This is a genomic window from Pseudomonas sp. CBS, assembly GCF_024734645.1.
Taxonomy (GTDB): domain Bacteria; phylum Pseudomonadota; class Gammaproteobacteria; order Pseudomonadales; family Pseudomonadaceae; genus Aquipseudomonas.
On sequence record NZ_CP102929.1, the window covers coordinates 1,413,241 to 1,433,693 of the forward strand.

Annotated in this window: 21 protein-coding genes and 1 pseudogene; 11 read left to right on the top strand and 11 right to left on the bottom strand. The window is 61.4% G+C overall.

Annotated features, from left to right (window positions below):
- Window positions 1–96 precede the first annotated feature (96 nt).
- On the top strand, window positions 97–960 hold the full coding sequence (locus NVB75_RS06340) for a LysR family transcriptional regulator (protein WP_258346497.1): 864 nt from the start codon (window positions 97–99) through the stop codon (window positions 958–960).
- Between the two features lies 1 nt (window position 961).
- Here NVB75_RS06340 and NVB75_RS06345 read toward each other — a convergent pair whose 3' ends face one another.
- Window positions 962–1,924: a GlxA family transcriptional regulator gene (locus NVB75_RS06345; RefSeq protein ID WP_258346498.1), complete on the bottom strand. Its 963-nt coding sequence runs from the start codon at window positions 1,922–1,924 to the stop codon at window positions 962–964.
- Window positions 1,925–2,030: 106 nt separating this feature from the next.
- Between NVB75_RS06345 and NVB75_RS06350 the strand changes: the two genes are divergently transcribed.
- Window positions 2,031–2,609 carry an acyl-CoA thioesterase gene (locus tag NVB75_RS06350; RefSeq protein WP_258346499.1) on the top strand — a complete coding sequence of 193 codons (579 nt, stop codon included), beginning with the start codon at window positions 2,031–2,033 and terminating at the stop codon, window positions 2,607–2,609.
- Here the strand turns inward: NVB75_RS06350 and NVB75_RS06355 are convergent.
- Both NVB75_RS06355 and NVB75_RS06360 read right to left on the bottom strand, forming a co-directional pair.
- Window positions 2,578–2,673 (bottom strand): annotated as a pseudogene (locus NVB75_RS06355) (cupin domain-containing protein); the annotation flags it as partial. The gene NVB75_RS06350 and the pseudogene NVB75_RS06355 sit on opposite strands and share 32 nt — an antisense overlap.
- 47 nt (window positions 2,674–2,720) lie before the next feature.
- Window positions 2,721–3,614, bottom strand: coding sequence for a LysR family transcriptional regulator (locus NVB75_RS06360; RefSeq protein ID WP_258346500.1), 894 nt, complete (start codon window positions 3,612–3,614; stop codon window positions 2,721–2,723).
- Between the two features lie 117 nt (window positions 3,615–3,731).
- On the opposite strand from NVB75_RS06360, the gene NVB75_RS06365 reads away from it, so the two are divergent.
- Entirely contained in the window at window positions 3,732–4,172 is a 441-nt protein-coding gene (locus NVB75_RS06365) for a GFA family protein (protein WP_258346501.1), read from the top strand.
- Between the two features lie 101 nt (window positions 4,173–4,273).
- On the opposite strand, the gene NVB75_RS06370 is transcribed toward NVB75_RS06365, so the two are convergent.
- Complete coding sequence (locus NVB75_RS06370; protein ID WP_258346502.1) at window positions 4,274–4,879, bottom strand: histidine phosphatase family protein; 606 nt, start codon at window positions 4,877–4,879, stop codon at window positions 4,274–4,276.
- A gap of 138 nt (window positions 4,880–5,017) precedes the next feature.
- Between NVB75_RS06370 and NVB75_RS06375 the strand changes: the two genes are divergently transcribed.
- On the top strand, window positions 5,018–5,971 hold the full coding sequence (locus tag NVB75_RS06375; protein ID WP_258346503.1) for an aliphatic sulfonate ABC transporter substrate-binding protein: 954 nt from the start codon (window positions 5,018–5,020) through the stop codon (window positions 5,969–5,971).
- 158 nt (window positions 5,972–6,129) lie between these two features.
- Here the strand turns inward: NVB75_RS06375 and NVB75_RS06380 are convergent, their stop codons facing one another.
- From NVB75_RS06380 to rpiB, 6 genes are all read right to left on the bottom strand, one after another.
- Window positions 6,130–7,356: a hypothetical protein gene (locus NVB75_RS06380; protein ID WP_258346504.1), complete on the bottom strand. Its 1,227-nt coding sequence runs from the start codon at window positions 7,354–7,356 to the stop codon at window positions 6,130–6,132.
- Window positions 7,357–7,389: 33 nt separating this feature from the next.
- Window positions 7,390–7,767 carry a VOC family protein gene (locus NVB75_RS06385; RefSeq protein ID WP_258346505.1) on the bottom strand — a complete coding sequence of 126 codons (378 nt, stop codon included), beginning with the start codon at window positions 7,765–7,767 and terminating at the stop codon, window positions 7,390–7,392.
- Between the two features lie 17 nt (window positions 7,768–7,784).
- Window positions 7,785–9,392 (bottom strand): GMC oxidoreductase, encoded by a 1,608-nt coding sequence (locus tag NVB75_RS06390; protein WP_258346506.1) that lies wholly within the window; start codon window positions 9,390–9,392, stop codon window positions 7,785–7,787.
- Window positions 9,376–9,831, bottom strand: a complete 456-nt coding sequence (locus NVB75_RS06395) for a hypothetical protein (protein WP_258346507.1) — start codon at window positions 9,829–9,831, stop codon at window positions 9,376–9,378. The genes NVB75_RS06390 and NVB75_RS06395 overlap by 17 nt, the downstream gene beginning before the upstream one ends.
- 393 nt (window positions 9,832–10,224) lie before the next feature.
- The gene (locus tag NVB75_RS06400) at window positions 10,225–11,205 is read right to left on the bottom strand and encodes a sugar-binding transcriptional regulator (RefSeq protein ID WP_017479041.1); all 981 of its coding nucleotides are present in this window, start codon (window positions 11,203–11,205) and stop codon (window positions 10,225–10,227) included.
- A gap of 63 nt (window positions 11,206–11,268) precedes the next feature.
- Window positions 11,269–11,730: a ribose 5-phosphate isomerase B gene (gene rpiB, locus NVB75_RS06405; protein WP_003215716.1), complete on the bottom strand. Its 462-nt coding sequence runs from the start codon at window positions 11,728–11,730 to the stop codon at window positions 11,269–11,271.
- A 284-nt stretch (window positions 11,731–12,014) separates the two neighbouring features.
- Here rpiB and NVB75_RS06410 point away from each other — a divergent pair, with 284 nt between their 5' ends.
- The 7 genes from NVB75_RS06410 (at window position 12,015) to dhaL (ending at window position 19,393) form a co-directional block, all read left to right on the top strand.
- Entirely contained in the window at window positions 12,015–13,502 is a 1,488-nt protein-coding gene (locus tag NVB75_RS06410; RefSeq protein ID WP_258346508.1) for a sugar ABC transporter ATP-binding protein, read from the top strand.
- Window positions 13,499–14,488 (top strand): ABC transporter permease, encoded by a 990-nt coding sequence (locus tag NVB75_RS06415; protein ID WP_258346509.1) that lies wholly within the window; start codon window positions 13,499–13,501, stop codon window positions 14,486–14,488. The genes NVB75_RS06410 and NVB75_RS06415 overlap by 4 nt, the downstream gene beginning before the upstream one ends.
- A gap of 56 nt (window positions 14,489–14,544) precedes the next feature.
- The gene (locus NVB75_RS06420) at window positions 14,545–15,552 is read left to right on the top strand and encodes a substrate-binding domain-containing protein (protein ID WP_258346511.1); all 1,008 of its coding nucleotides are present in this window, start codon (window positions 14,545–14,547) and stop codon (window positions 15,550–15,552) included.
- A gap of 138 nt (window positions 15,553–15,690) precedes the next feature.
- Window positions 15,691–16,446 carry an SDR family oxidoreductase gene (locus NVB75_RS06425; RefSeq protein ID WP_258346512.1) on the top strand — a complete coding sequence of 252 codons (756 nt, stop codon included), beginning with the start codon at window positions 15,691–15,693 and terminating at the stop codon, window positions 16,444–16,446.
- 28 nt (window positions 16,447–16,474) lie between these two features.
- Complete coding sequence (locus NVB75_RS06430; protein WP_063031068.1) at window positions 16,475–17,590, top strand: alcohol dehydrogenase catalytic domain-containing protein; 1,116 nt, start codon at window positions 16,475–16,477, stop codon at window positions 17,588–17,590.
- A gap of 153 nt (window positions 17,591–17,743) precedes the next feature.
- Window positions 17,744–18,745 carry a dihydroxyacetone kinase subunit DhaK gene (locus NVB75_RS06435; RefSeq protein WP_258346513.1) on the top strand — a complete coding sequence of 334 codons (1,002 nt, stop codon included), beginning with the start codon at window positions 17,744–17,746 and terminating at the stop codon, window positions 18,743–18,745.
- Window positions 18,746–18,748: 3 nt separating this feature from the next.
- Window positions 18,749–19,393, top strand: a complete 645-nt coding sequence (dhaL, locus tag NVB75_RS06440) for a dihydroxyacetone kinase subunit DhaL (RefSeq protein ID WP_258346514.1) — start codon at window positions 18,749–18,751, stop codon at window positions 19,391–19,393.
- Between the two features lie 110 nt (window positions 19,394–19,503).
- Here the strand turns inward: dhaL and NVB75_RS06445 are convergent, their stop codons facing one another.
- Entirely contained in the window at window positions 19,504–20,382 is an 879-nt protein-coding gene (locus NVB75_RS06445; protein WP_258346515.1) for a LysR family transcriptional regulator, read from the bottom strand.
- Window positions 20,383–20,453: the final 71 nt, after the last annotated feature.

Here is a 20,453-nt window from a genome sequence, read left to right on the forward strand (position 1 = left end):
ACAACTCCGTTTGCGGTGGTAATACGCCATGGTAAAAGCCGCCACTCTGTACGAGAATTCCCCAATACCTCCCACCCTCCGTGCGGAAATAACCCGATGTTCGACTGGCAGGACCTGTATTTCTTCACCGTGCTCGCGCGCACCCAGTCACTGTCGGCTGCCGCCCGCGAGCTGCAGGTGGAACACGCCACGGTTGGCCGCCGCGTCGATGCCCTGGAAAAAGCCCTCGCCGTAAAGTTGGTGGATCGCCTGCCCCGCAGCCGACCGCTGACCGAGGAAGGCCTGGCATTGGCGAAGATGGCAGCAGGCATGGGCGAGATGGCCACCGAAGTGATGCGCCTGTCCCGCGTAGCCTCCATCGAGGTGGCCGGCACCGTGCGGGTCAGTTGCCCGCCGTCGATTGCCATCCACTGTATCGCGCCCCATGTCGCACGCTTCAGGGCGCAGTACCCCAAACTGAATCTCGTGTTGATGTCCTCGACAACGCTTGCCGCCCTCGACAAAGGCGAAGCCGACATTGCCCTGCGCACGGTGCGTCCCGATGAGGAAGCGCTGGTACGCAGAAAGGTCGGCGCCGTGCGCTTCGGCCTCTATGCCACGCCCCAGCTCAAACAACTGCCCGCTGAGCAGTGGACATTCATTGCCTATGACGCCACCCGCGACCACCTGCCCCAGCAGGCGTGGATGCATCAGGTGCGCGGCAACCGCACGATTGCCTTCGCCGCCAGCGACCTGATCACCCAGCAAATGGCCGCCCGGTGCCAGGTGGGTGCGGTGGTGTTGCCCACGCTGGTGGGAGATCACGACGCGGTATTGGTGCGCCTGGCAACGAACACCGAAGGCCCGGTTCGCGATATCTGGCTGACGGTGTATCCGGATATGCGCCGCTCGCCTTCGGTGAAGGTGGTGATGGAGTTTTTGGTGAATTGCATTGAAGGCGAACCGCAATTGCGGCGCTGACTCAGTTGAGGGCGGGCTGGAATTTCTTGCGATAGGCCACCGGCAACACACCCACCCGCTGCTCAAATAAGCGGCGGAAGGAATTGCTGTCCTCATAGCCTACGGCGTAGGTGATGCTGTCCAGCGTCATACGGGTGGTTTCCAGCAGTAGCTTGGCCCGCTCCAAACGCAGGGTTTGCAGGTAGGCAATGGGTGTATAGCCGGTGGCCTCCTTGAAGCGCCGCTTGAAATTGCGAACACCAAAACCAAAGCGCTGAGCCAGGTCATCGATTACAACGGCTTGTGCAAAGTGCTGCTCCAACCAATGCTGCACCCGCAAAATATCTCCGTCGCCGTGGTTTTTAGGCGATGACCACATGACATAGATGGATTGCTCGCTGCGCACGTTGTCGATCAGCAGGTACTTGCTACAGGTGTGCGCCAACTCCGGTGTGCCGAAGCGGCGTATCAGGTGCAACAGCAGGTCCATCGCGGCACTCGCCCCGCCGCTGGTGATCACCCGGTTTTCTTCACAGAGGATCTGCGTCTCCTGCAACGTCACCCCGGGGTAACGCCGGGCAAAGAGTTCGGCAAAAGCCCAGTGAGTGGTGGCGTGTAACCCGTCCAGCAGGCCGTTCTCGGCAAGCATGAACGCGGCGGTGCACATTGATGCAACCACCGCGCCTTGCGCGTGCTGCTTGCGCAGCCATGCACCGTAGGCAGGAAACGCCGGCAAGGCCTCTTTCAAAGTGAACAGAAACCCCGGTATCAGCACCAGATCGGTGTGCCCCACTTGTGCCATCGAACGATCAACCTGCAAGCACTGCCCGCCCCAAGCGTTGACGAGCTTACCGTCGAGCGAAACGACGACCACTTCAAAGGGCTGCTTGCCCTCGGCAAACAGATTGGCCGCACTCAGCATCTCAAGGGCGAGCGTGGCGCTGGCAGCCGAACACCGATCAGCCAGGAGCAGGGTAATGTGCATAAACATTCCAGATTGCGCTTTTCGCATGAAATAAGTCATTTGCGCACCTACCTTACCTGATTCCTCCGCACTACAGTGCGAGCTTCAATCACTGCTCGGCTAATTCATGAATCTCTGGTTTCGCTTACTGCTCATGCTGTTTCGGCGCCCCTGGCGCAAGCCCGTCGATGGCCTGGCCACCACCGTTGTACGGATGCGTGTCTGGCCGCTGGACCTTGACCTCAACCGGCACGTCACCAACGGCCGGTATTTCACCCTGGCCGATGTCGGGCGCATGGATTTCGTGCTGCGCAGCGGCGCATTTCGCGTAGCTTTGCGCAATAAGGCGCTGCCGGTTGTCGGTGACACCTGGGGCAAGTTCCGACGGGAACTGAAGCTGTTCGAAGCATTTGAAATCCACACCCGGATTCTGGGCTGGGATCATAAATGGAGCGTGATGGAGCACCGCTTCGTCAGCCGGGGCCGCGTGGTCGGCGTGGTGGTGATGCGCGGGCTGTTTCGCTCGGCCAAGGGCACCCTCCCCGCCGCAGATTTTGTGCGGGAGCTGGGATTGGCCGAGGTATCACCCGCGATGCCTGAATGGCTGAGGGCGTGGACGCACAGTTGCGACACCATGAGCGCCCAGTTGCGCGAGGAGGAGCAGCGTTCAGGTGTTATTGCGCGGTCGAGTACTGAGCGTCGCTGACCTGCTCCATCCAGTCCACCACCTTGCCGTCGAGCATTTCGTTAATCGCGATATGGGTCATGGCGGCCGCCAGGCTTCACCCGCATTTGCGCTGTTGGTGGACGCGCTGCGTTATCGCGGGTGAAGGAAGGCCGTCAGGGCCTCGCCCAATCCATCGAACACCACGGCGATGCGCGGGACCTTGCGCATGTCCTGGTGCATGGCGATCCACACGTCAACCTTGAAATCCACTTGCGCGGGCAACACCCGCACCAGCCCGTGACGTTGTGCCACCTGGGCTGAACACACGCCGATCCCCAGTCCCGCACGCAACGCGGCCAACTGCGCGAGGTGATCGTCGGTGCGAATCACTGTAGTGGGTGCCGAACAGTCGAAACCGCGCTCACCCAGGAATTCGATCTCCAGCAAGTTGCGGTCCGGCCCGATCAGCGGATAGCCGTGCAATTGCGCAACGGTGTCCGGCTTGCCCTGCTCTGCCAGCAATTCTGGCGCGGCGTACAGCCCGACTTGCAGGTCGCCGACCTTGCGTGCGACCACGGTGGATTCGACCGGGCGACGGATGCGTACGGCGACGTCAGCCTCTTGCCGGGCAAGCGCCTGCAGTCGATTGGATACGCTCAGCTCGATGGCTAATTGCGGATGATCACGGCGCAGGCTGCGCAACATTGGCGGCAGCACTTCAACGCCCAGCAGCTTGCCGCTGGTGAGCCGCACAGTGCCCTCGGCGAGCGTCGTGTCAGCCGAGGCTGCGCGGTTAAAGGCGTTGGCGGCAACGGCCATCGCTTCAACATGGCTGATCAGGTCCTTGGCCGTGTCGGTGGGCAATAGCCCGGCGGGTGATCGGATAAACAGGCTGACCCCGACGCTCTGCTCCAGGGCCTCGATCCGTCGCCGCGCGGTGGCCTGGGCGATCCCCAGCAAACGGGCTGCGCCCGACAGGCTGCCGGTGCGCAACACGGCGAGGAAGGCGCGCTGGGTTTCCCATTGGAGTTGCGGGGCGTTCATACATTTCCTGTGAGCCGCTGGGCAGTTTTGGCGGATGTTCTTTGTTCGGAGGCTGCGGCATGCTGGCGAGCATAACCGATGGGGCTTTCGCCCTCACTTTGCACAGGATCGTTTTTGATGACACTCACCGGCCAATGTCGCTGCGCCCGCGTGACCTACACCCTCGATACCGACGCGCCGCTGGCGGTGTATGCCTGCCATTGCCGCCACTGCCAGACCTGGAGCGGCAGCGCGTTTGCCCTGCATGCGCTGTTGCCGGCGGATGCGCTGCGGGTTGAAGGTTCGCTGACGGAATATGCCTATGACGTTGACGGACAGCGTTCGGAGCATCGGTTGTGCGGGGTGTGCCATACGCGGATCTGCAACACCACGACGGCCGCGCCGGGGTTGGTTGTGCTGCGGGTCGGGACGCTGGATGAGAGCCCGTCCGTGCAGCCGGTGGCGCATATTTGGCTGCGGCACAAGCAACCGTGGATAACGCTGGCGGAGGGCGTTCCGACCTGGCCGGAAAGCCCTACGCCCCAGGCTTTTGCGCAGGCGTTGAACGCTCCCCTGTAGACAGGACTCACACCAACACTGTGGCGAGGGAGCTTGCTCCCGCTGGGTTGCGCAGCAACCCCAAAAGCATTGACCGGCCCATCCTGAAAGACCGCAGCGGCCTACCAGGGGGCGCTGCGCACCCCAACGGGAGCAAGCTCCCTCGCCACATTGGGCTCTGCGTTTATGTTGAGACTCAGCACTTCGCCATTGCGCAGCTGCCAGTCGAAGAAGTCTGAGAAATCATCGCGAACCAATGCGCGAATCGCCTTGGCGACAACCCCATGGGCAACCAGCACCACCACCTGTTGCCCATGGTTCACCAGCAACTGATTCAATCCGCCCCGGATACGCTCGACGAACTGCGAGATTGACTCACCGTCCGTGGGCGCCCGCTCCCATTGCCGGGTAATATTCTGCGTCCACAGTTCGGGATACCGCTGCGCCGCTTCCGCCTGGGTCAGTCCCTCAAACACCCCCACGCCGCGCTCACGAAACGCCTCCAGCGTTCGCAGTTCCAGCCCTTCATCGGCAAACACTATCGCCGCCGTTTGCTGAGCCCTGCGCAGTGGCGAGACAATGACCGTGTCGATATGCCCAGGCAACCTTACCCGCAATTCCTGCGCCTGGAGCACGCCCCGTTCGTTGAGATCAATGTCCAGCGAGCCCTGGTAACGCCCTTCGGCATTGGCATCCGTTTCGCCGTGACGAACAACATACAACTGCATACCGCCCTCCTTCATCCTGACGCTGAAAGGCCGTGAAGATCGCATCCGATAAAGCCCTAAGCTAAGACCGAAAAATTATTTATCGAATATTTTTTAGAACAATAAGCTGACCTTAATCCATTAAGAGTCGAGCACGACATGCCCCTGTTTTCGCTGCATCGTTTTTTCATCACTGGCTTGGCCACGCTGGGCCTCTGCACTGCCCTAAGCACTCAAGCCCAGGAAACCGTGCGCATCGGTTACCAGAAATCCTCGACCCTGATCACCTTGCTGAAAACCCAGGGCACCCTGGAAAAAGCCCTCAAGGCCGACGGCATCGACGTCACCTGGCACGAGTTTCCCAGTGGCCTGCCACTGCTGGAAGCGCTGAACGTCGGTAACGTGGATATCAGCGCTGACGTGGCCGACACCGTACCGATCTTCGCCCAGGCCGCGCAGGCCAAGCTCACGTACTTCGCCCAGGAAGCGCCCTCGCCCCAAGCCCAGGCGATCGTGGTGCGCAAGGACTCGCCGATCCAGCAACTGGCGGACTTGAAAGGCAAGAAAATCGCGGTGACCAAGGCTGCCGGTACTCACTACCTGCTGATCGCCGCCCTGAACAAGGCAGGCCTGGCCTTCTCCGATATCGAGCCGGCGTACCTGACGCCCGCCGACGGTCGCGCGGCGTTTGAGAACAACAAGGTTGATGCGTGGGTCACCTGGGAACCCTTCCTCAGCAGCGTGCAGCGCCAACTGCCGACCCGTACCCTCGCGGACGGTACCGGGCTTGCCAGCTACAAGCGCTACTACCTGACGGGCACGCCCTACGCCAAGGCGCATCCAGAGGTGTTGAAACTGGTGTACGAGCAATTGCACCAGGCTGGCGAGTGGGTGAAAAGCCACCCGGGTGATGCGGCGAAAGTGTTGGGCCCGTTGTGGGGCAATCTGGATGTGGCAACTGTCGAGGCGGCCAACGCCCATCGCAGTTATCAGGTGCAGCCGGTGACGCTGGATCAGTTGGGTGAACAGCAGAAGATTGCGGATGCGTTCTTCAAGGCGGGATTGTTGCCCAAGGCGGTGGATGCGCAGGATGTGCAGGTGTGGAAGCCCTGAGCCAGTCAACTGTGGGAGCCGGGCTTGCCCGCGATACAGGCAACTCGGTACTCCAGTTGTACCGCAGTGACGCCATCGCAGCCTCGCCAGGGCTCGACAGCTCCCACAGTTGATATGGGTTGGTCCAGCGCAAGATCAGGGCAGCCCTGCCCCTCGCTTCAAACCAGCGGCTGCAAGGTAATGCTCCAGACCTGCTTGCCCTGCACGGTGGTTTGCGCAACGGCCAGCACCTCGAAAGAACTGCCCGGGGCAAAGGTGTATTCAATTTTAGTCGGGTCATCCGACAGTGCGGTGATGTAGCTGACCGTGTCCCAAACCCAGGCGTCGTTGGGCGGATTGGCCGTCAGGACGATACCGTTCTGGTACTGCATCGCTTCCTCCAGCGAACTGCCGAAGCTCCAGACCATCTTGCTGGTAATGACCTGGCCGACCTGGATATACGTGTCCAGCGCAACCTCCAGCGGAATCTGCAAAGGCGTGCCCACAGGGCCATCGTTGAGTGGGCATTGCAGGAATTCGATGCCGAAATGCTCGGTGCCCAATTGGGAAATATCCACTTGCCCGCTGAACAACTGGGGCTCACTGACAATGCTGGTGCGTGGCAAGGACTGGAACGCCGCGCATAGCAGGCGGTTCTCGACGTCACTGAAGGTCTGCAAGGCCGGCGCCACCTGCGCTAGCTGGTTCTGGACGTTTTGCAGCGAATTGGCCGGCACCATCATGAATGAGTTCATGTAGTCCACATTTTGTGGCGTATAGGTACCCCAGTTGGACTCCCAGATCGCCGCAGCAATGCTTGCCTGATCGAGGGGATAAGGCGCCGAGCCTATGCTGGTGTACTCAAATATCTTCATCAGAACCACGCGGGTAAACGAGGCTGTCGTCCAGTCATATACCGCCATCGCGAGTTGAAAGCTGTAGGGCGTGAACGGGAACAACTGCAGCCCCAACGCGGCAATCTGCGCAGTGGTTTTACCGGGCGCATCGGGGATGTTCTGGTAGGGAACGTAGTTGTCCTCGATCATTTGATTGAAGTCATTGACGTCAGCTGCAGAAATCACCGGCAAGGGTTTCAACTGGCCGGACAACGTGATGCCCTTGCTGACCTGGGTAGCGCTGAAGGTTCCATTGCCGGGCAAGCTCAGCGTGAGGTCCACGCTGGGGTTGGGGGTGTAGTTGAATACCTGGCCATTGAGATTGACCATGTCCATGACCGGCCCATTGGGAAAGCCATTCTGGAAATCCGTCACGTCAAGGAAGCCCTGGCCCTCCACGATCAAGCGACTGGACACGCCTTTGCCGCCGCGAGGCACCTCCAGCGGCTCACCATCGCTGAACCACAACGACGCGCCGGACGGGTTTTCGATGCTCTGGAACTGCCACATGATCAAGCTCCTTGCTGACAGGGATGGAAAGCACTAGCTCACGCTGGGGTCGTTCTCCCAGAAGCCGAAGGCATTGCCCAGCGGGTCGCGCAACTCGGCGAAATAGCCCACGCCCGGTACCGGTGTTTTATCGACCACCACGGGTGCGCCCAGGGAAATCGCTTTTTGCAGATAAGCGTCGATGCCTGTGACGGTGTAGTACTGCACCGGGCTGCCGGGCGCGCCAGGGCCCGACATGATCGCCAGGTAGGCCGTCTGCGGCGTCTGCCCGTCCGCCCCGGTTATCTCCCAGAAAACATTCGGCGGCTGATGCCGAAAGTGCCACTCGGGGAACAGCGCGGCGTAGAAGTTCTTGCCTTGTTGCTCGCTGTTGTCAGGAATGATGACGTGAAAATTCAATGATCCGGTCATGCTCAGACTCCTGTCTGTCAAGCCGTTGGGGGCGCAGCTTTTTTTGTCAGGTGCGCCAGTGCGGTGTCGCTACCCATTGCCCTCATCACCAAAGCCACCAGGGTCAGTGTCGGGTTGGCGGCGGGTAGTGTGGGCATGACGCTGTTGCTGACGACATACAGGTTATCGACGCCAAACACCTGCAACTCGGGACTGACCACGCCGTCGCTCGCACTGTTGGCCATACGGGTGGTGCACGCCACATGATCGCCCCGCTGCGGGTAGGTGCCCGAATTCACACCGCTGCACCCCATTTTCAATAGGACGTTTTCAAGAATGCCCACATACTTCTGCGCCGCCGCGGGATTGAACAGCGGGTCGGGGGTATTGATCAGGGTGCGCGGCAAGCCGAAACGCGTAGTGCCCGGTGCGCAGGTGACCCGGTTGTTGTATTGCGGGATCGCCGATAAGTTGCCATACAGCTGAAACTTCGCAGGCGCGGTGCAAGCCGCCTGAATCTGACTGATGCTTTGCCCCTGGGCCATCAGCAGGCCCAGGTCGATGTTGGGCGTTTCATAGTTCATCGAGATGAAAAACTTGCCGTACTTCTGGCATTCAGGTGAATCGTACGTGCGCGAATACAGACTGGGAAAACCCAGCTCCTCCTCGAATGCCTGTGGATTAGGCGCGGTGCCCGAGGCATAGAAAAATTGAGTTGCACTGACAAAACGGCCAACCAGGTCGTTGTCATTGCCGATGCCGTTGGGCCAAAAATTCGACGTGGACGCCTGGAGCAACTTGGGAATCTCGAAAGCACCGTTGCACAGGATCACGTTTTGGGCATCCAGCTCCACGGTGTCACCCGAAGTCAGGTCGGTGTAGGTAACGCCCGCCACCTGTTGCTTGCTAAGCATGCGGATCGCCGTGACTGCCGCTCCCAGGCGCAGGCTCACATTGGGGTTGCCGGCAAGCAGGGCCAGCGGCTGATCACCGGTGAAGCGGCCGGCGACCGGACAGTAGTCGCAGGTGCCGGTGGTGCGGCAAGGTCCACCCTTATCATTCGCCTGCCCGTAGCGCGCCACCGGCAAATGACCATAGTCGATATTCAATTGACGGAACGCCTGGATGAAAGGCCCCGCCGAGATCGGATAGGGCGCAGCGCCGTAAGGATAGGGTTGGCTACGGGGCGGGTTGTTGTCACTGGAGTCACCGCTGGCGCCCAGATACTGCTCGGCCTGATTGTAGAAGGGCTCCAATTGGTTGTAGCCGAAGGGCCAGTCGATCCCTTGCCCGGTGTTGGTGTGCAGCGCGAAGTCTTCAGGCTTAAAGCGCGGCACCCATCCGCCCCAATGCAGCATGGTGCCGCCGGCGCCAAAGATCCTGCCACCCTGGATGTTCCAGGGGTTGGCGCCGGTCGCATCAAAGTCCGCAGCCTGATCGTAATAAGCCGCGTAGGGTGTATTGGCGGTACCGCCGCCCCGCGCCACCTGGTGAAACCACCAGCCGGGATCCGCCATGGGAATGCTCGGCCCGGTTTCCAGGATGACGACGCCGTCGAGGCTTGCACACAGGCTCGCCATCAGGCTGCCGGCCACGCCGGAGCCGACGATAACGATATTGGCTGATTCGTTACGCACCTTGGCCATGGTCGCCTCCTACCGGCAGGTTCTGCACCGGGATGTTGAGCGCGCGATAAGGCGGCGGCTGTTGCAGGAACGAGCCACCGCCCATCCAGCCGTTGTAGTTCATGTAGCCGAACGCCTTGAACCCGCCAAACGCGATATTCCAGCGCATGAACTCAAGCAACACAAAGTTCGCCACCGCCGAAGGGTTGCTGGGTGAGTAAGGGTTTTGAGTAATCAGTGCCGCGAGGGCGAGTGAGGGTTGACCGTATTGCCGGAGGAGCGCCTGGTATTCGGCAATGGTGTCTCGGTAATAACCCGTGTAGGCCGGGTCACGTTGCATCTGCCATTGCAGCGCCTGTTGAAACTGCTGCTGCGACATCCCGCAATCAGCGGCAGTGCCCCACTTCAGGCCGATAAATCCGAACAAGCTCCAAAGCACATTGATCTGGTCTTCGTTCATGCGGATCTTCCTTTTCCGACTGGGTAATGCTCCCTATGCCACGGCCCACTGGGAGCGGGACGAGGCGACGATTCATCCTCGACGAAGACGTCAGGTTTGGCTACTCGAGTTTGGTAATAACCCTTATTCCATTCCTTTTGTATGGGTACTTCAAGGCGGGGTTACTGTCCAAGGCGGTGGGTGCTCATCTGCTGCCGAAACGCGAACTCAGCGTAGGAGCTGTCGAGCCTTGGCGAGGCTGCAATGCGGACTCAGCGTAGGAGCTGTCGAGCCTTGGCGAGGCTGCGATGGCATCACCGCGGTGTAACTGAAACACCGAGGCGCCTGCATCGCAGCCTCGCCAAGGCTCGACAGCTCCCACAGGTGATGTTCAGGGGCTGGGCTATCGGGGTGTCAGCTTTTACGCGTCGCATCATCCAGCGCGAGGATGGTATGGGCATTGGTCACCGTGGTCGCCAGGGTGTTGATCACCCCCGACCGCAAGGCCCCCAACGTCGCCGCCGCTTTGGTATTTTCACTGGCAATCGCCACCACATCAGGAATGCGGAACAGCTCCTGCACCGTCAACCCGATCACCCGCCCTTGGATCGCGTTGACCGCCGGCTGGCCATGAATGTCGATGAAGTCATAGCCCATCATGTCGCCCACCGTGCCGGACAACCGCGCCTGGGCGATTTCCTGGGGTGAGAACCAACCCATGCGCACCATATTGCTGTTTTCACTCATGTCGCCGATGCCGATCAACGCCATGTCGGCACGGCGGGCGCGGTCGAGGGTGGAACGTACGGTGTCGTTGCTGATCAGCACGCCCCGCAGTTCCGGATTGGCCACCAGCGCCGGGGCGTACAGGCTTTCACTTTCGCCGCCAAAGCGCAGGGCCAGGCGCCGGCAGATGTGGTCAGGGTTCATGTATTCGCCCGCCTTGAGCGAACCGCCAATAGCGCACACAAACGTGCAGTTGCGGGTCACCGGCAGGAACACGTTGTCGGCCACCGCACCGACGTTACGCCCCATGCCGACCGCGACGATCATGCCGTCGCTGAGGGTTTTGTTCAGGTAGTTGGCCACCAGGCTCGCAACCGCCGAGCGCTGGGTGTCGGGGTCGCTGTGGTCGACCGCGATCAAGGCGCGGTCCAGCTGGAAGCGATCCACCAGCGCCTGTTCCAGCTCATTGTTCATCGCTGGGTGCTGCAACACCCGCACCTCGACAATCCCTTCATCCCGTGCGCGTTTGAGCAGGCGGCTGACTTTTGCCCGGGACAGGTCGAAGCGCTTGGCGATGGCTTCCTGAGTGACGTTCTCAAGGTAATAGAGCATCGCCACTTCGGTCATCAGGTCGATGTCGCTGGCGATGCGCTGGGTACTGTCACTCATGGGCACGGGCTTCCGTTTCGGTGTCAAAGGCGCATTCTCCCGACTCTTGCCCTGTTCCGTCCACTACTGATGCCCGTCACGCTCGATCGCGTTGATGCGGTCGACCTTGGCCCCGGAACGCGCCGCTTCGAACTCCGACTCCAGGAACGACTTGACGATGCTCTTGGCCAGTTCCGCGCCGATCACCCGTGCACCGATGGACAGGATCTGCGCATCGTTGCTCTTGCGCGCCCGCTCCGCCGAATAGGTGTCGTGGGCCTGGGCCGCACGAATCCCCAGGACTTTGTTGGCCGAGATGGCCATGCCGATGCCGGTGCCGCACACCAGCACCCCCAGCCGCTGCTCACCGGCATTGATCGCCGTGGCCACCGCCAGGGCGATGTCCGGGTACAGCACCGGCGCCGTGGAGTGGGTACCGAAGTCAGTCACCGGGTAACCCAGCGCCTCGATATGGCGCTTCAACAGTTCTTTGAGCTCATAACCCGCTTCATCGCATCCGATAGCCACCGGGAAAGGTGTGTTCATGGCGTTTGGCTCCGCTGCCGTTTTGGGTACTTTCGAATGATCATATGATCACTCAATGAAATTTCGCTCAGTCATTTCTCGAACATTCCAGGCGCCCTGTCAAGCAGGATTTAGCTGACCTTGCAGTCAAAGCCCTCTAAACCGGTGCACTTTGCGCAAATCCGCCCATTTACAACTTTTCAGTGAAAGAGATTGACTGATCAGAATTTCATTTGATACACATATGATCACAGCGAAACATGACTGTGCGACCTAATAAGAATTCACAGCACGAGGACACGCCGATGGCCACGCCATTACTGCTCCAGGCTGAACACGTCGCCAAGGCTTACGCCGGGATCCCTGCCCTGCGTGAGGGGCGCCTCTCTCTGCGGGCCGGCAGCGTCCACGCCCTGTGTGGCGGTAATGGCGCAGGCAAGTCGACTTTCCTGAGCATCCTCATGGGCATCACCCAACGTGACGCCGGTACCATCCTGCTCAATGGCTCACCCGTTCAGTTCAACCGCCCCAGCGAAGCATTGGCGGCGGGGATCGCGATGATCACCCAGGAACTGGAACCCATCCCCTACATGACCGTCGCCGAAAACATCTGGCTGGGCCGCGAACCGCGCCGCGCCGGCTGCATCGTCGACAGCAAGGAGCTCAACCGGCGCACTCGCGAACTGCTGGAAGGCCTGGAGTTCGACGTCGACGCCACCAGCCCCATGCATCGCTTGAGCGTGGCGCAGATCCAGCTGGTGGAGATCGCCAAGGCGTTCAGCCACGACTGCCAGGTGATGATCATGGACGAGCCCACCTCGGCCATCGGCGAGCGCGAGGCCGAAACCCTGTTCAAGGCAATCCGCCGCCTCACCGCCCGTGGTGCCGGCATCATCTACGTGTCGCATCGTCTCAGCGAACTGGCGCAAATTGCCGACGACTACAGCATCTTTCGTGACGGCGCTTTCGTTGAGACCGGGCGCATGACGGATATCGACCGCGCCCACCTGGTGCGCGGCATCGTCGGCCAGGAGCTCACCCGCATCGACCACAAGGTGGGCCGCGAATGCGCTGCCGAATGCTGCCTGGATGTCGACAGTCTGAGCCGCGCCGGCGAGTTCCAGGACATCAGCCTGCAACTGCGCCAGGGCGAAATCCTCGGCATCTATGGACTGATGGGATCGGGCCGCAGTGAATTCCTCAACTGCATCTACGGCCTGACCACTCCGGACTCCGGCAGCGTGACCCTGCAAGGCAAACCGATACCCATCGGCCTGCCCAAGGCAACGATCCAGGCCGGCATGTCGCTGGTCACCGAAGACCGCAAAGATAGCGGCCTGGTGCTCAGCGGCAGCATCCTCTCGAACATTGCATTGTCGGCCTACAAGCAGCTGTCGAGCTGGTCGCTGATTAACGCGCGCAAGGAAAACCAGCTGGCCCAGGACATGGTCAAGCGTCTGCAGATCAAGACCACTTCCCTGGACCTGCCGGTGGAATCCATGAGCGGCGGCAACCAGCAAAAAGTGGTGCTCGCCAAATGCCTGTCGACCCAGCCGATCTGCCTGCTGTGCGACGAGCCGACCCGAGGCATCGACGAAGGCGCCAAGCAGGAGATCTATCACCTGCTGGACCAGTTCGTGCGCGCCGGTGGCGCGGCGATTGTGGTGTCGTCCGAAGCCCCGGAATTGCTGCACCTGAGTGACCGTATTGCCGTGTTCAAAGGCGGAAGGCTGGTGACCATCAGCAGCGATACCGCCCTTTCCCAGGAAGCCTTGTTGAGTCTTGCCTCATGAATGCCAAATCACTTTCTACACCTGCAGCCGCCCCCGTCACGACCGCACCCCGCAGCCGCCTGCGCTTGTCCCTCGACCGCTTCGGCCTGCCGCTGGTGTTCATCCTGCTGTGCCTGGTGATGGCCTTCGCCAGCGAATACTTCATGACCTGGCGCAACTGGATGGACATCCTGCGCCAGACCTCGATCAACGGAATTCTCGCCGTGGGCATGACCTACGTGATCCTGACCAAGGGCATCGACCTGTCAGTGGGCTCGATCCTGGCGTTTGCCGGGTTGTGCAGCGCCATGGTCGCGACCCAGGGGTATGGCGTGCTGGCGGCGGTCAGCGCCGGGATGTTCGCCGGGGCGATGCTCGGGGTGGTGAACGGCTTTATGGTCGCCAACCTGTCGATCCCGCCCTTTGTCGCGACCTTGGGCATGTTGAGCATTGCCCGGGGCATGACCTTCATCCTCAACGACGGCAGCCCGATCACCGACCTGCCCGACGCGTACCTGGCGCTGGGTATCGGCAAGATCGGCCCGATTGGCGTGCCCATCGTGATCTTCGCCGTGGTCGCGCTGATCTTCTGGATGGTGCTGCGCTACACCACCTACGGCCGCTATGTGTACGCGGTGGGCGGCAACGAGAAGAGCGCGCGCACCTCCGGGATCGGCGTGCGCAAGGTGATGTTTTCGGTGTACGTGGTTTCGGGCTTGCTCGCCGGGCTGACCGGTGTGGTGCTGTCGGCGCGCACCACCTCCGCCCTGCCCCAGGCGGGTACTTCTTATGAACTGGACGCGATTGCCGCGGTGGTGATCGGCGGCACCAGCCTGTCGGGCGGCACCGGCACGATTGTCGGCACGCTGTTTGGTGCACTGCTGATCGGCGTGATCAACAACGGCCTGAACCTGCTCGGCGTGTCCTCCTATTACCAGCAGGTCGCCAAGGGCCTGATCATCGTGTTCGCAGTATTGATTGATGTGTGGCGCAAGAAAAAACGCTAGTCGCTTTTCCTCGAAACCGAACTGAACGACCTACAACAATAAGCGGAGTTCTCATCATGAAAGTTGGTATTTCCCTGGCCGCCGTCGCGGCACTCTCCCTGCTCGCCAGCAGCATTGCCCTCGCGGCCGATGGCAAGACCTACAAGATCGGCGCCGCGGTATACGGCCTCAAGGGCCAGTTCATGCAGAACTGGGTGCGCGAGCTGAAGGAACACCCGGCGGTCAAGGACGGCACCGTGCAACTGACTGTGTTCGACGGCAACTACGACGCCCTGACCCAGAACAACCAGATTGAAAACATGGTGACCCAGCACTACGACGCGATCCTGTTTGTACCGATCGACACCAAGGCCGGCGTCGGCACCGTGAAGGCTGCCATGAGCAATGACGTGGTGGTGATCGCCTCCAACACCAAGGTGGCCGACGCCAACGTGCCTTATGTCGGCAACGACGACGTGGAAGGCGGCCGGCTCCAGGCCCAGGCCATGGTCGACAAGCTCAAGGGCAAAGGCAACGTCGTGATCATCCAGGGCCCGATTGGCCAGTCGGCACAGATCGATCGCGAAAAGGGCGAGCTGGAAGTGCTGGGCAAGCACCCGGACATCAAGATCATCGAGAAGAAAACCGCCAACTGGGACCGCGCCCAGGCCCTGGCCCTGACGGAAGACTGGCTGAACGCCCACCCGAAAGGCATCAACGGGGTAATCGCGCAAAACGATGACATGGCCCTCGGCGCGGTGCAGGCATTGAAGTCCCATGGGCTGACCTCCAAGGAGGTACCGGTGACCTCCATCGATGGCATGCCGGATGCGATCCAGGCCGCGAAGAAAGATGAGGTGACCACCTTCCTGCAAGACGCCCAGGCGCAATCCCAAGGCGCGCTGGATGTGGCGCTGCGGGCGCTGGCCGGCAAGGATTACAAGCCGCAGTCGGTGATCTGGGAACGCTATGGCAAGGATGTGAAATGGGGTGACGGCACCGCCAAGAACTACATCCTGCCGTGGGTGCCGGTGACCAATGCGAATGCGGATGCGCTGTATCAGCAGGTCAGCGGCAGCAAGTAACTCACTGATCGTTCCCACGCTCCGCGTGGGAATGCATACGGTGACGCTCCGCGTCACAACGGCGGACGCAGAGCGTCCAGGACGGCATTCCCACGCAGAGCGTGGGAACGATCATTGTCAGCAAGAGGAGTCATGTTCATGTCTGGATTCTGGAATCAAGCCTTCGACCTCACCGGCCGCTGCGCCGTGATCACCGGCGGGGCCGCCGGGATCGGTCTGGCTTGTGCCAGCCTGTTGGTGGAACGCGGCGCGCGCGTGGCCCTGCTCGACCGCGACCCGGTCGTGGTCGAAGTCGCCGCCAGCCTCGGCGCCGGGAATATCGGCATCGCCGTGGACCTGCGCCAACTCGACCAGGTGCACAGCACCGTCGATTACGTATTCGATCACTTCAAACGCCTGGATTACCTGGTCAACAGCGCCGGCGTGGCCCTGCTGGACAAGGCCCTGGACGTCAGCGAAAACGCCTGGGACACCACCCTCGACATCAACCTCAAGGCCAGCTTTTTCGTGGCCCGGGCCTGCGCCAAACACATGCTGGCCCAGGGCAGCGGGCGCATCGTCAACCTCGCCTCCCAAGCGGCGGTGATCGGCCTGGACCGTCACGTCGCCTACTGCGCCAGCAAGGCCGCCGTGGTTGGCATGACCAAGGTGCTCGCCATGGAATGGGCGCCCCACATCAACGTCAACGCCATCTCCCCGACCATCGTAGAAACCGCCCTGGGCAAAAAGGCCTGGGCCGGCGAGCTGGGGGAACGGGCCAAATTGCAGATCCCGGCGGGCCGCTTTGCCCAGCCGGAAGAAATCGCCGGGCTGGCGTTGTACCTGCTCAGCGACGCCGCGCAGATGATCACCGGCGAAAACGTGGTGATCGACGGCGGCTACAGCATCCAGTAATTCATCTTTTGTCGTGAGGTTTATCGTCATGTCTACCGTTACCGAACGCACGCCCGAGCAACTGTCACCCGTCATTCCGAAAACCATGCAGGCTGTGGTCTGCCATGGCCCCGAAGACTACCGCCTGGAGACCGTCGACGTACCAACGCCCGGGCCCGACGAGATCCTGACCAAGGTCGAGCTGTGCGGCATCTGCATGGGCGACATCAAGACTTATCGCGGCGCGCCGTCGTTCTGGGGCGACGCCGAGCAGCCGCGCTACGTGAAGCCGCCGATGATTCCCGGCCACGAGTTCGTGTGCCGCGTGGTTGCCCTTGGCCCAGGCGCGGAGAAGCGTGGGGTGAAGGTCGGCGACCGGGTGATTTCCGAGCAGATCGTGCCGTGCTGGGGCTGCCGCTTCTGCAACCACGGCCAGTACTGGATGTGCCAGAAACACGACCTGTACGGTTTCCAGAACAACGTCCAAGGCGCCATGGCCCAGTACATGATCTTCACCAAGGAAGGCATCATCCACAAAGTGCCGGACTCGATTGCCCCGGACGAAGCCATCCTGATTGAACCCCTGGCCTGCTCGCTGCACGCAGCGGAGCGGGCGAATGTGGATTTCGACGACATCGTGGTGGTGGCCGGCGCCGGTACGTTGGGCCTGGGGATCATCGGCGCGGTGCGCATGCGCAACCCGAAAAAACTCATCGTGCTCGACATGAAACCCGAGCGCGCCGCCCTCGCCCTGCGCATGGGTGCGGACGAAGTGTGGAACCCGGCCGAAGTCGACGTGATGGCGAAGATTCGCGAAATCACCGATGGCTACGGTTGCGACATTTACATCGAGGCCACCGGGCACCACAAGGCGGTGAACCAGGGCCTGGCGATGCTGCGCAAACTGGGGCGTTTTGTGGAGTTCAGCGTGTTCAACGACGAGGCCACGGTGGACTGGTCGATCATCGGCGACCGCAAGGAACTGGACGTGCTGGGCTCCCACCTGGGTCCGTATATGTACCCGCGCGCCATCGACTTTATCGGCAACCGCAAAATCGACATGCGCGATGTGGTGACCCACAAATTTGCCCTGGCAGACTTCAAGGAAGCGTTTGCGGTGATGGAACGCGGGGACAAGTCGCTTAAAGTCGTACTGGAACCCTGAAACACGCCAAAACCGCTTTTACTGTAGGCGCGAGCTTGCTCGCGAAAGTCGTTAACGATAATGCTCGCGTCCTGAATCAACGCGGCGCTCTCTGGTTTTTCGCGAGCAAGCTCGCTCCTACAGTTGATTAAAACAAAAATAGGAAACCGCGTTATGAATCGAGTGATAAACGATCCGGATCAGGTGGTCGAAGACATGCTGCGGGGCATCTTGGTCGCGCACCCCGAGCTGCGCCAATACGAAACCAATCCACGGGTGATCGGCAAGGCCAAGCCGTCGCCACAAGGCCGCGTGGGCATCGTGACCGGCGGCGGTTCCGGCCATGAACCGGCCTTCCTCGGCTACGTCGGCCCCGGCCTGGTAGACGCCGTGGCCGTCGGCGAAATCTTCTCCTCGCCCACCGCCAAAAGCTTCTTCGACGCCTTCCGCGCCGCCGATCACGGCGCGGGCGTGGCATGCCTGTACGGCAACTACGCCGGCGACAACATGAACGTGAAGCTGGCAATGAAAATGGCCGCCAGCAAGGACATGCAAATTCGCACCGTGGTCGCCAACGACGACGTGGCCTCGGCGCCCAAGGCCGACATCGCCAAGCGTCGCGGGGTGGCAGGCGAGATCTTCATGTGGAAGGTCGGCGGTGCTGCCGCTGCCCAGCATTACGATCTGGACGGGGTGATTCGTGTCGCCCAGAAGGCCGTCGACAACTGCCGCTCCATCGGCATCGGCCTCACCCCCTGCACCATCGCGGCGGTGGGCAAGCCGAACTTCCAGATTCCCGACGGGCAGATGGAATTGGGCATCGGCCACCACGGCGAGCCGGGCATCGAAGTGATCGCCATCGAATCCGCCGAAGCCATGGCCGCGCGCATGCTCGCGCCGATCCTCGCCGACCGCGACTTCAGCCAGGATGACAGCGTGGTGGTGCTGGTCTCGGGCCTGGGCGCGACGCCGGTGATGGAGCTGTACATTTTCTACGCCGAGGTTGAGCGTCAACTGCAGGCCAGGGGCTTGAAGATTCACCGCTGCTACGTGGGCAACTACTTCACCTCCCTGGAAATGATGGGCGTGACTTTGACCTTGCTGGGCCTGGACGCCGAGCTGAAAACCCTGATCGACCAACCCTGCCGTTCCATCGGCATGACCCAGGCGGACTGAACCATGAGCCAGCATTTCTCCACCCACGACGGCAGCGCCATCGTCGCCGACCTGGTGAGCGTGATCGTTGCCAACCGCGAATACCTGAGCGAAGTCGACGGCGCCATTGGCGATGGCGACCACGGCATCAACATGGCCAAGGGGTTCGCCCATTGCGGGCGCACCATTGAAGGCCGTCAGTTGACCCTGGCCGAAGCGCTGGACGAGTTGACGCTGAGCCTGATGGAAGGCATCGGCGGCTCCATGGGGCCGCTGTATGGCAGCCTGTTTATCGGCATGGCGGATGAGGTGCGGGGCCGCGAAGAGATTGACGCGGCGACCTTTGCCCATTTACTGCGGGGCGGGTTGACCTCGTTGCAGGACATCACCGACGCCGGCGTGGGTGACAAGTGTTTGATGGACACCTTGATTCCGGCGGTGGAAGCGTTTGAACAGGCCAATGGGTCGGGAGCGTCGTTCAGTGAGGCGCTGGACGCGATGAAAAGTGCCGCGTCGCGGGGGCGGGATTCCACCAAGGACCTGGTGGCAAAAATCGGCCGCGCCAGCCGCCTGGGCGAGCGCTCGCTGGGAGTGCTGGATGCCGGAGCGGTATCGTGCTGCTTGATACTGACGCGACTGGCGGATTCGGTTCAACCCCGCCTGATCTAACCCCACCATCACCCCCCCCGTAGCAGCTGTCGAGCCCTAGCGAGGCTGCGTAGCGGTACATCAGACACACCGCCACGCAGCCACGCAGCCTCGCCAAGGCTCGACAGCTGCTACGGGCGGTTTGGGGTTTGTTTGACTTGCTCGATGTACCGCGCCACTGCCGGCGCCTTTTCAAAGCGCCGGTGAATCAGCGACAACCACGACGACGCCTCACTGCCTTCAATCGTGCGGTACGCCACGTTCGGCAAGCTCACATGCCCCACCACCGACGCCGGCACCACCGCCACGCCCTGCCCCAGTGACACTAACGCAATCACCGCCACCAACCCGCCCGGCTGCGGCCCCAGCCGAGGCGCATAACCACCCTGCGCGGCCACCTGCAACGTGCCGCTGATCTGCTCGGGCAAGATAAAGGTCTCGTTTTGCAGGTGCTCGCAACTGATGGCCTTTAATCCCAGCAGCCAGGAATCCTGCGGCAACGCCAGCACAAACCCTTCGCTGTTCAAACGCACCGCCTCGACGCCCTCAGGTAATGTCATCGGCGAGCGGATATAGCCAATATCGAAGCGCCCCTCTGCGACCAGCCCCGGCAACGTCGCCATCGGGCTTTCGCGCACGCTCAGGCTCACATCGGGGAAGTCCCCACAGAACGACTGCACCTGACGCTGCAACAGGCCTGAATAGACCGCCGACGCAACGTACCCCAATTCAATGTGACCAATCTCTCCGCGCCCGGCGCGCTGGGCATTGCGCTGGGCGAATTCGAACTGACGCACCGTGGCCTCAGCCTCGATCAACAGCGCCGCTCCCGCTTCGGTGAGGCTGACTTCGCGCTGCTGGCGGATAAACAAGCGCGTACCGAGGGTGTTTTCCATGTCCTGGATCTGCCGGCTCAGGGTCGGCGGGGCGATGCCCAACTGCTCGGCGGCCCGAGTGAAATTGCGTTGCCGGGCAACCGCCAGAAAGTAGCGGAAATGACGTATTTCCATCGCAGGATTAGCTCAAAGGTAATGAAGATCACTGTCACGCCTAATAAAGCCAGGACTCGGCGGGACTAAGC